Annotated in this window: 8 protein-coding genes; 4 read left to right on the top strand and 4 right to left on the bottom strand. The window is 69.9% G+C overall.

All coding sequences use genetic code 11. The annotated features are described in order from the left end of the window. Positions 1-196: polyketide synthase docking domain-containing protein (locus AB0N06_RS35840; RefSeq protein WP_366138870.1), on the bottom strand; the 196-nt coding region annotated here is incomplete at its 3' end. Positions 197-768: 572 nt separating this feature from the next. Between AB0N06_RS35840 and AB0N06_RS35835 the strand changes: the two genes are divergently transcribed. The 4 genes from AB0N06_RS35835 to AB0N06_RS35820 all read left to right on the top strand — a co-directional run bounded on the left by AB0N06_RS35835 (position 769) and on the right by AB0N06_RS35820 (position 5346). Beyond that, positions 769-1005 (top strand): acyl carrier protein, encoded by a 237-nt coding sequence (locus AB0N06_RS35835; RefSeq protein WP_366138869.1) that lies wholly within the window; start codon positions 769-771, stop codon positions 1003-1005. A gap of 11 nt (positions 1006-1016) precedes the next feature. After that, positions 1017-2063 (top strand): helix-turn-helix domain-containing protein, encoded by a 1047-nt coding sequence (locus AB0N06_RS35830; protein ID WP_366138868.1) that lies wholly within the window; start codon positions 1017-1019, stop codon positions 2061-2063. Then, positions 2032-3588 (top strand): amino acid adenylation domain-containing protein, encoded by a 1557-nt coding sequence (locus AB0N06_RS35825; protein ID WP_366138867.1) that lies wholly within the window; start codon positions 2032-2034, stop codon positions 3586-3588. The genes AB0N06_RS35830 and AB0N06_RS35825 overlap by 32 nt, the downstream gene beginning before the upstream one ends. Before the next feature lie 165 nt (positions 3589-3753). Then, on the top strand, positions 3754-5346 hold the full coding sequence (locus AB0N06_RS35820) for an MFS transporter (protein ID WP_366138866.1): 1593 nt from the start codon (positions 3754-3756) through the stop codon (positions 5344-5346). A gap of 82 nt (positions 5347-5428) precedes the next feature. Here AB0N06_RS35820 and AB0N06_RS35815 read toward each other — a convergent pair whose 3' ends face one another. The 3 genes from AB0N06_RS35815 to AB0N06_RS35805 form a co-directional block, all read right to left on the bottom strand. After that, entirely contained in the window at positions 5429-6190 is a 762-nt protein-coding gene (locus AB0N06_RS35815; RefSeq protein ID WP_366138865.1) for a TetR/AcrR family transcriptional regulator, read from the bottom strand. A 310-nt stretch (positions 6191-6500) separates the two neighbouring features. Beyond that, positions 6501-7703 carry an FAD-dependent oxidoreductase gene (locus AB0N06_RS35810; RefSeq protein ID WP_366138864.1) on the bottom strand — a complete coding sequence of 401 codons (1203 nt, stop codon included), beginning with the start codon at positions 7701-7703 and terminating at the stop codon, positions 6501-6503. 28 nt (positions 7704-7731) lie between these two features. Beyond that, positions 7732-11016, bottom strand: coding sequence for an SDR family NAD(P)-dependent oxidoreductase (locus tag AB0N06_RS35805; protein ID WP_366138871.1), 3285 nt, complete (start codon positions 11014-11016; stop codon positions 7732-7734). Positions 11017-11057: the final 41 nt, after the last annotated feature.

The raw sequence follows: 11057 nt of genomic DNA, 5'->3' as shown, positions 1-11057 counted from the left end.
CGTCCCGGCCCTCCACCACCAGATCCCACAACTCATCCGGAGAACCCACCCCACCCGGATAACGGCACGCCATCCCCACGATCGCAATCGGCTCGCCGCTGGACTTGCGTTCGGCGGCGGCGAGCCTTTTGCGTGCGTCGCGCAGGTCGGCTGTCGCCCGGCGCAGATACTCGAGAAGTTTCTCCTCGTTATTCACCGAGCATGCCCTCCTGTGTCGTGACGTTCAGCGGACCGCGGACCCGATGACGGAAATGAAGAGTGGGTCGCTCGGAAAATTACGGTGTCGGCCGACCGCTGCCCACCCCTTAGTCGAGTGCCGGGTCCCCACAATCGCGCCCCCTGCCCCACCCCGACGACCCCAGAGCCGGGGTGCCCCGGCCAGCCGCGCGACAGGGCCGCCCCATCGCGGTCGCGGGTGCCCCTTCCCCCGCTCCCACCTGCGGTTCGGTGTGCGGTGGCGGGAGATGTCCGCCTGGTCGGCGGCCGGGGGCGCCCTCGGTGCGGCGCTCTCATAGGGGCGGGTAGGGGTACTGGATCAGGCTCGCCGGGACTAGCGTCTGGCTCCGGGGACCCCTCTCGCCGGGCATGTGGGCGGCCGGCTGTTTCCTGCCCCGTTTCCGCCCGTCCCTTTCGTTTCCGCACTGGCGCCGACGCCTCGGTCGGTCTGCTCGTCTTTCCGTCGCTGTCCGCAGGGCGGTTTCGCGTTCCGGCACCGGTGCGGCGATCCCGACATAGCCATCCACCCTTCGCATCTGAACCGGAGTCATCATGTGGGATGAGCAGTTCGAAATTCTCCTTCGGAAGCAGCTTTCCTTTCTTCCGCCGGACGAGCCGATCACCGGCGACATGCGGCTGCGCGATTTCGGACTCGATTCGCTCGGCATGATCGAGCTGCTCGCGGGGCTCGAATCCACCTACACCGTCCACTTCCGCGACGAGGCGCTCTCCCTGGAGATCTTCGAGACGCCGGACGTTCTCTGGAACTCGCTGCAGCGCCTGCGCTGAGGGCCGCGGTCATGCGATGCGTCCCGGCGCTGCGCCTGCACGAGGGCGACCGAGCCCGGCTGGAGACGCTGACCCGTATGTCGACCGCGCCCGCCGGTCTCGTACGGCGGGCGCGGATTGTCCTGCTCGCCGCGGACGGCGTCTCCAACACGGAGATCGCCGCCGCGCTGCGGATCTCCCGCCCCACCGTCCTCAAGTGGCGTGCCCGCTATGAGGAGTCGGGGATCGCATCACTGGGTGATCTGCCGCGTCCGGGCCGTCCCTCGACGGTGGACGAGGTGGCGGTCCTGGTCGCCACGCTCGCCGACGGCGGTACGCCTCCGGCCCGGTTACGGGCCCCGTACTGGTCGTCGCGGCTGCTGGCGGGTGAGTTGGGGATCGCCCACTCCACGGTCTCGCGCGTGTGGCGCAAGTGGGGCGTGCAGCCCCGGCGTCCCGAGTCCTTCCATCTGGCCGCCGTGCCGCCGCTGCGCCCCGGCGCCCAGCACGGTGTCGTCGGGGTCTGTCTCACGCCGCCGTGGAACGCCGTGGTGCTCAGGGCGGACGACCAGTCCGGCTCCCGGGCCGAAGAACGGCTCCGGCCCCTACTCTTCGATCGCACCCGGCCGGGGACCTCCCGGGCGTACGCCCTGCCCGCCTTCCTGAACTTCCTGGACGCGGTCGCCCAGACGCACCCCTATCCGCGACTGCAGGTTCTCATGGACGGGAAAGGCGCCACGCGTTCCCGGGAGGTGCGTGCGTGGCTGGCGAGAAATCCGCGGGTCACCCTGCACCACGCGCCGGCCACCTGCTGCTGGACCGATCTCGCCGAAGTCCTGCTGCGGATCGGTGGCCCGGCGGCCGCGCGCCACGGTGCGTTCACCGGCGTCCCGGCTCCGGGTCTTTCGCTGCACGCCCTGGTCGAGGCCCAGTCGCCGCATGTCCTGAGCACCCGGCACGAGCCTCTCGTCCTGGTGTCCGGCGGGGGGCTCGCGGGCGACTGGCACAGCTCCACCTCATCCATCCATCGCCACCCGGGGACCACTCATGGACCAGACACCGGCCCACGCCCTCTATGACCGTTTCCTGCGCGGACTCGCGCGGTCGCCGCACGGCGTGGCGATACGCGCGGATGCCACCGCACTGACGTACCAGGAGCTGTACGACCGGGCGCTGACCTGGGCGGGCTCGCTACTGGCCGCGCTCCCGGAGCGCCCGGCGGCGGTGGGTGTGCTGGCGGGCAAGGGCATCGACGCGTACACGTCCATCCTGGCCTGCCTGTTCACCGGGGTGCCGATGGTGCCGTTGCAGCCTTCCTTTCCCGTGCTCCGCACCCGCCAGATGCTCGAAGCCGCCGGCGTCGAGGCGCTGATCGTGGACGGCGAGGCTGCCACGGTGCTGGGGAAGCTACGCGCGGAGGGGGTCACCCTTCCCGCCCTGCTGGACGGGGACAGCGGTGATCCGTCCGACGAGGGGCTGATCGCTCCGGATCCGGCGTCGCGCCTGCCGCGTCCCCACGCGGTCGCGGCGGACGACATCGCTTATGTGCTGTTCACCTCAGGGTCGACGGGCCGCCCGAAGGGGGTGCCGGTCACGCACGCCAACGGCGCCCACTACTTCGGTCTGCTCGACGAGCGGTACGACTTCGGACCCGACGACGTGTTCTCGCAGAACTTCGACCTCAACTTCGACTGCGCGATGTTCGACCTGTTCTGCGCATGGGGGGCGGGCGCCGCACTGGTGGCCGTACCGGCGGCCGCCTATCGGGATCTGCCCGGGTTCGTCGCCGAGCAGGGCATCACCGTGTGGTTCTCCACCCCGAGCGTGGTCAGCCTGCTCCGGCGCACGGGCGGGCTCACGGACGGCGCCCTGCCGTCCCTGCGCTGGAGCTTCTTCGCCGGCGAGGCGGTGACGTGCCAGGACGTGACGGACTGGCAGCGCGCGGCGACGGGGTCGGCGGTCGAGAACCTCTACGGGCCCACCGAGCTGACCATCACCATCACCCGGCACCGCTGGTCGCCCGAGGCCTCGCCGCGGATCGCGGCCGCGGGTGTCGTACCGATCGGGCCGGTGCACGCAGGCCACGCATGGCTGCTGCTCGGCGCGGACGGTGAACCGGACCCGATGGAAGGTGAGTTGTGCATCGCCGGTCCGCAACTCATGGCCGGCTACCTGGACCCGTCCGACGACGCGGGCCGGTTCCTGGAGCGGGAGGGCACGCGCTACTACCGCACGGGCGACCGGGTCCGGCTGGGCCAGGATGGCCAGTTGCTCTACCTCGGGCGGCTGGATCAGCAGGTCCAGGTGCGGGGCGTGCGGATCGAACTGGCGGAGATCGACGAGGCGTTGCGCCGCTGCCCGGGGGTGGACGACGCCGTGGCGGTGCCGCTGCCGTCCGAGCAGGGCATCAGCCTGGCCGCGTTCCACACCGGAGAGCGCGTACCGCCGGTCACCCTGGCCCGCGAGCTGAGCCGCACACTCCCCCGGGCCGTACTCCCCCAGCACTTCTTCCACCTAGCGGAGTTCCCTCTCAACGCCAACCGGAAGATCGACCGCCGTGCCCTGCTGCGCCGCGCGCAGGAGTTGCTCGACGAGGAGCGCTGAGACGCGGGAGACAGCCCCGCCACGACTGCGGGGAGGCGACCCCGGACGCGATGCACACCGCCGTTGAGTACAAGACACGCTATGCGTATGCAGTACGCGCGTACCTGATACGCTCAGTGTGTTACGTACTCGGCGTCATGACGCAGGAAGGCATGGACGTTCGCCATGACAGAAAGCAAGCCCCGGGCGGGGCTCAAGGAATGGCTCGGCCTCGTGGTGATCGTTCTGGTCACCCTGCTGATCGCCGTTGACATCTCGGTACTCGGCTTCGCGATCACGCCCATCAGCGAGTCGCTGAAGCCGAGCGCCACCCAGCTGCTGTGGATCATGGACACCTACAGCTTCGTGCTGGCCGGCGCGCTGATCACGATGGGCTGGGTGGGCGACCGGTTCGGCCGCCGCAAGCTCCTGATCATCGGCGCCCTGGTCTTCGGCGTCGCCTCCGCGCTCGCCGCGACGGCGGACAACGCCGAGACGCTGATCGGCGCGCGGGCCCTGCTGGGGCTCGGCGCCGCGACGCTGACGCCGACCTCGCTGGCCCTGATCCGCAACATGTTCCAGGATTCAAAGCAACGCAAGTCCGCCATCGCGGCCTGGAGCGGCACGCTCGCCACCGGCGCGGCCCTCGGCCCGGTCGTCGGCGGGCTGCTGCTGAACCACTTCTGGTGGGGCTCGGTCTTCATGATCAACATTCCGGTGATGGTGCTGGTGCTGATCCTGGCCCCGATCCTGCTCCCGGAGCGGCGCGACCCCTCCCGCGGCAAGCTGGACGTGCTCGGCGCGGTCCTGTCGATGGCCGGCATCATGCCGTTCATCTACGGCCTCAAGGAGCTGGCCGTCGACGGATGGGCCAGCGACTCCGCGATCTGGGCCGCCGTCGGTGCCGTCCTGCTCATCGCCTTCGTACAGCGCCAGCGCACGACGTCCCACCCGCTCATCGACATCTCACTGTTCCGCTACGGCGGCTTCACCGGGGCGATCCTCACCAACCTGATGGTGATGTTCTCGTTCATGGGCGTCAGCATCCTCACCAACCAGTTCCTCCAGATGGTGCTGGGCATGACACCGTTCCGGGCGGCTCTGTGGTCCATGGCGGTGATGCCGGCGATCGGGATCGCGGTCGGTCTCGTCTCGGCCCTGTCCCGCAAGGTCAAGCCGGTCTACCTGGTCGCCGGCGGCATGCTCGTGATGGCCGTCGGCTTCGGCGTCCTGAGCCGCCTCACGGTGAACTCGAACGTCGCCCTCCTGCTGGCGGGCGTGGGGCTGATGGCGGCCGGTATGACGGCCTCGAAGACGCTCACGGCGGAGATCGTGGTCACCTCGGCGCCGAAGGAGCACGCCGGGTCGGCCACGGCCACCTCGGAGGCCTTCACCGAGTTCGGCAGCGCGTTCGGCTTCGCGGTCATCGGCAGCATCGGTTCCGCGGTCTACCGGCATGACATGAACGCGGTGAACCCGGCCGGTCTCGGCGGCGAGGCGCTGGGCGCGGTACGCAACACCATCGGCGGTGCCGCCACCGTCGCCGCCCAGCAGCCGGCCGCGATCGGCGCCGAACTGCTCTCCGCGAGCCGAGAGGCCTTCACCCATGGCCTCCAGGTGGCCGCGCTCTCCGGGGCTGCCGCCATGGTCGTGGTGGCAGCGATCGTCGCGACGCTGCTGCGTAAGGTGCCGATCGAGACGGGTGAGCGGATCGACCCGTACGACATCGACGCACCGGCGACCATCCCCGCCGCGGGACGCATGCAGTCCACCGCCTGAGTCGCCGAGCACAGACGGAAAGGGGGCCGGTTCCCCACCCGAGGGTGGGGAACCGGCCCCCTTCGCGTAGGCCCGGAACGTGTCAGGTCAGGGACTTCTCACCGTTGCGGGTCCGCACCAGCACCTCGACCCCGTCCAGCACGCGCTGGAGGCCGAAGGTGAAGTCGTCCTCGGGCTCCTCGAACGCCCCGGCCTCCAGCAGCTCCGCGAGCGCGGGGAACGACGCGGAGTCGACGTACTTGGCCAACGCACGCACATAGTTGGCCATCAGGTCCTCCTCGCTGATGCCATGGGTGACCACGCCGAGCGCCAACTGCACGTTGTTGCGGACGTAGCCGATCATCAGCATCATCACGGAGAGCTTCTCGTCCGGCCTCAGGCTCGTGCCGCCCAGGGTGCGCAGGCCGCACTCCAGCCAGCTGAGCTGTCCGGGCTCCAGGGGCGGGCCGCTGACCGAGATCTGGAGCATCCACGGGTGCCGGCGGAAGACCTCCTGGAAGGCGCGGGCCCACTGCTCCAGGCCGGCCCGCCAGTCCCCCTCCACCGTGTCGATGCGCGGCGGGGTGCCGTAGGCCATGTCCAGCATCAGCTGGCGCAGCTCGTCCTTGCTCGACACGTGCCGGTAGAGCGACATGGTGCCGAAGTCGAGGCTCTTGGCGACGCGGGACATCGACAGCCCGGCGAGGCCGTCGGCGTCCGCGGACTCGATCGCGGCCGCCACGATCCGCTCGACGCTCAGCCCGATCCGCGCGGTGCGCTGTTCGCGGTTACGGAGCTCCCACAGCACCGCGATGCTGTTCGGCAGGCCGGCGCCCTCCTTGCTCGTTCCTTCACCAGTAGTCATCTCGTGCCTGCCTTCATCGGAAGCCTTCCCATGCGTATCACGCACGCATAGAGCATCGTATGCGCCGGTGGTCCGCCGTATGCGGAGCCGGGGTGACACCGAGGTGGGGAGACGGTGTGGCACCGTGCTCGGTGAGATCCTGGGCGTTGTGTGCCTGCCCCGGACCTTGAGGCGGATGGAATCGTACTCCGGCCCTGGTTTTCTGCGGAGCCGACGCCCCCTGATTTCTCGCGGATCCGGCTCCTCGTCCTCTCGCCGCCCGATGGGCACCGGATCCTCGCGGGGCCGGTCCGCGCCGGGCCCCGGGTTCTCAGACACCTGCCGCCGCGGCGGCGAGTTCGGTCGACGGACGGCCGATCAGAAGCCTGCACTGCCGCAGGCCTCGTGCGCTGTTCCAGCCCAGCGCGCCGACGAGCATCCCGTCGCGGTGGTACGCCGCGACGAATTCGCGGTCGGCCGTTGACCCGCTGATGATCTCCGTCCGTGCGTCCGGAGGGCACCAGCCGATGGTCTGGATCTTCGCCCCGAACTGATGGGTCCAGCCGAACGGCACGGGCGCGTACGGCCGGCCGCCGTCGTCACCCGCGAGCAGGTTGGAGACGACCGCCATGGCCTGCTGGGCGGCGTTGGTCCGCTGTTCGAGCCTGACCCGGGCCCCGGCCAGCATCGTGTGGGGCCAGTTGGCGACGTCGCCGGCCGCCCATACGCCGGGGGCGGCGCGGCAGTACGTGTCACACAGGACGCCGTCGCCCAGGGCCAGTCCGGAGTCGGCGAGCCAGTCCACGGCGGGCACGGAGCCGATCGCGACGACGACCAGATCGGCGTCGACCTGGGTGCCGTCGGCCAGCAGGACGGCGCGGACGTCACCCCGGTCCTGGGCCATGCCCACGACTTGCGCACCGAGGACAAGCCGTACTCCGTGGTCACGGTGCAGGCCGGCCACGAGCTCGCCGATTCCGGCGCCGACCTGGCGCTCCAGGGGCTGGGCGTTGGTATCGATGAGGGTCACGTCGAGCCCGGCCGCACGGGCGGTGGCGGCGATCTCCGCGCCGAGGAATCCGGCCCCGACCACCGCGACCCTGGGTCCCGTTCCGAGCGCCTGGCGCAGGCGGACGGCGTCCTCCAGCGAGCGGAGCACGTGCACGCCCCGCAGGCCGTCCCCGTACGGAAGTCTGCGCGGGCGAAGCCCGGTCGCGATGATGGCCGCGTCGTAGGGCAGCCGCTCACCGGTGGAGAGGGTGACGACCCTGGCCGCCTGGTCCAGGCCGGTGGCCCGGCAGCCGAGGCGCAGATCGACGTCGACGGCGGCGAGCACGTCCTCCTTGCGCAGCCAGGTGCTCGACGGCTCCCAACCCTCGCCCAGCAGTTCTTTGGAGAGGGGCGGCCGGTCGTAGGGCGGATGGCACTCGTCACCGACGAGCGTCAGGCCGCCTTCGTACCCCTTGGCCCGCAGCGTCTCCACCGCGGTCAGTCCTGCGGCCGCCGCGCCCACGACGACTATCTGGTTCAGCACACTCGCTCCTCATCCGGTCGGTCGGCACTCATGCCCACGCCTCGGCCCCGCCGTCGAGAATGTCGAACAGCTCGTCCGCGGTTGCTGCGCTCAGGTCATCTGCGGGGACGTCCTCGCCGAAGAGCGTCAGCCTCAGGTGCGCGGCGAGCTCGGCGGCCGAGGGGTAGTCGAAGATCAGGGTCGGCGCGAGCCGGCAGCCGGTGACCTCGTTGAGCCGGTTCCTGAGTTCCAGCGCGGTCAGCGAGTCGAAGCCGATGTCGAGGAATCCCCGCTCGGCCGCGACGTCTTCGGCGCCGGAGTGCCCGAGAACGGCGGCGGCGTGACCGCGTACCAGGTCCAGCAGGGCCCGTTCACGGTCCTCGGTGCTCAACCCGGTGAGGCGGGCGACCAGCGCGGCAGGGTCGGAGCCCTTGGTACGGGTGCGCACCACGGGCCCGCCCTCTGTGAGCACCATGTCCCGCAGGAGTGAGTGCAGTTCGCCGGGCTTGACCTTGAGCGTCGGTACGTCGACGGCGAGGGGCACGAGCGCGGCGCGACCGGACCGGATTCCGGCGTCGAAGAGGCGGAGGGCCTCGGCGGGGGCGAGCGCGGGGAGACCGCGCGCCGCCATGAGGCGAACGTCCTCGTCGAGGGCTTCGGTCAGCCCGGTGGCGACATCCCACAGGCCGTAGGCGAGCGAAGTGGCGGGCAGGCCCTCGGAACGGCGATACGCGGCAAGAGCGTCCAGGAACACATTGGCCGCCGCATAGTTGGCCTGGCCCGCCGCGAGAACGGAACCTCCGGCCGACGAGAACATCACGAAGAACGCAAGCTCACGCTCACGCGTCAACTCATGCAAATACCAAGCCGCATCAGCCTTCGGACCCAGCACCCCATCGAAACGGGCCGCATCCATCGACCCGATCAGCCCGTTGTCACCGGCACCCGCCGCATGAACAACCCCCACCAGATCAACACCCACACCGTCCACCAGCGCCGCGACCCCATCACGATCCGACACATCACAGGCCACCACCGACACCTCGGCGCCCAGCCCCTCCAACTCCCCGACCAGCGTTCCCACCCCCGGAGCATCCGACCCACGACGCCCCGCCAGCACCAGACGCCGCACCCCCCGCGCCTCCACAAGATGCCGGGCCACCAAACCACCCAGGCCACCCGTACCACCGGTCACCAACACCACACCGCCCGGCAGAACATCAGTAGCCGTAGGAACCACCACCTCCACCAAACGCGGAACCAGAACATCACCGCCCCGCACCGCGACCTCAGGCTCACCCGACGCGATCACGGCCGCCGCGACATCCGCAAAGGCACCACCCTCAGGATCCACGTCCACCAGCACGAACCGACCCGGATTCTCCGCCTGCGCCGCCCGAACCAGCCCCCACACCGGAGCCTGGCACACATCCACCCCCTCCCCCTCACGCACCGACACACCACCACGCGTCACCACCACCAACGGGCCATCACCCTCAGCCCCCAGCCACCCCTGAACAGCCTCCAGCACCTCACCCAACACCGACCGCACACCCACCACCGGATCCACACCCACCGACGGCAACGACACCTCGAACACCGCCGACACCGGCACCTCAGCAGACCCAGACGTCACCAGAGGCCGCCACACCACCTCATGCAGACCGCCTACCCCAGCCGATCCGCTCAACTGCTGCACCGACACCGGACGGAACGTGAGTCCGCCGATCGTGGCCACCGGTGAGCCGTCCTGGTTCGCCAGGCTCAGCGTGCGGCCGTTGACGCCCTGGGGCGAGATCCGTACCCGAAGCGCGCGGGCGCCGGCGGTATGAAGAGAAACGTTCGTCCAGGAGAAGGGAAGCTCGGTCGGTTCGTCGCCCGTGACGTCCTCGCCGACTCCGAGGGCGTGCATGGTCGCGTCGAGCAATGCGGGGTGGAGACCGAAACGCTCGGCGTCCGCGTGCGCCTGCTCGGGCAGAGCGACCTCGGCGAAGACGTCGTCCCCGCGCCGCCACACGGCTTTCAGCCCCTGGAAGACCGGCCCGTAGGCGTAGCCCTGCTTCCGGAGCAACGCGTAGGAGTCCTCGGTCCGTACGGTTTCGGCGCCCGGCGGGGGCCATGCGCTGAGGTCGAAGGCCGGCCCCGGCTGACCCGAACCACTGCCCAGCACACCGTCCGCGTGGAGCACCCACTCGGCACCCGCACCACCACTCTCCGGCCGCGAATGCACGCGCACCGAACGAGACCCCGTCTCGTCCCGACCACCCACCACAACCCGCAACGCCACCCCACCACGCTCCGGAAGCACCAACGGAGCCTGCAACGTCAACTCCTCCACCACCCCACAACCCACCTCATCAGCAGCCCGCACCACCAACTCCACGAACGCCGCACCCGGCAACAACACCGACCCCAGCACATCGTGATCCGCCAACCACGACATCCCCTCCACCGACAACCGGCCCGTCAACACCACACCACCCGAATCCGGCAACGCCACCGCCGCACCCAAAACCGGATGATCCACCACCACCTGACCCAACCCACCAGCATCCCCAGCACCCACCGACTCCAGCCAGTACCGCTCGCGCTGGAACGCGTACGTCGGCAGGTCGATCCGCCGAGCACCCGACCCCTCGAAGTACCGGGCCCAGTCGACCCCCACCCCGGCCACGTGCAGCTGACCGAGAGCGGAGACCACCGTGGACACCTCGGGACGGCCCTTGCGCACGAAAGGCACGAAGACAGACGTCTCCGACTCCACCGACTGCCGCGCCATCCCGCTCAGCACACCATCGGGGCCCAGTTCGACGAACGACGTCACACCACGCGACACGACGTACGACACCGCATCCGCGAACCGCACAGCCTCACGAACATGCCGCACCCAGTACTCCGCCGAACCCCAGCCCGCCGCCAGATCCCCGGACACCCCCGACACCACGGGAATCGACGGAGAACCAAACGACAACCCGGCCACCACCGCACCGAACTCCGCCAACATCGGCTCCATCAACGGCGAATGGAACGCATGCGACACCCGCAACACACTCGTCCGACGCCCCTGCGCCTCGAACGTGGCGACCAGCTCGGCAACCGCCGCCTCCGTGCCCGAGACCACCACCGAACGCGGCCCGTTGACCGCCGCGATCCCCACCTCACCATTCAGCAACGGAAGCACCTCGGCCTCCGTTGCCTCCACCGCCACCATCGACCCACCGGCGGGCAGCGCCTGCATCAACCGACCCCGGGTGACGACTAGTTCGGCCGCGTCCGGCAGCGACAGCGCACCCGAAACATGCGCGGCAGCAATCTCACCGACCGAATGACCCACCAGGAAATCCGGACGCACACCCCACGACTCCACCAACCGGA

This window comes from Streptomyces sp. NPDC051020 (assembly GCF_040683105.1).
Taxonomy (GTDB): Bacteria; Actinomycetota; Actinomycetes; order Streptomycetales; family Streptomycetaceae; genus Streptomyces.
This window is presented reverse-complemented; position numbering and strand designations above follow the sequence as displayed.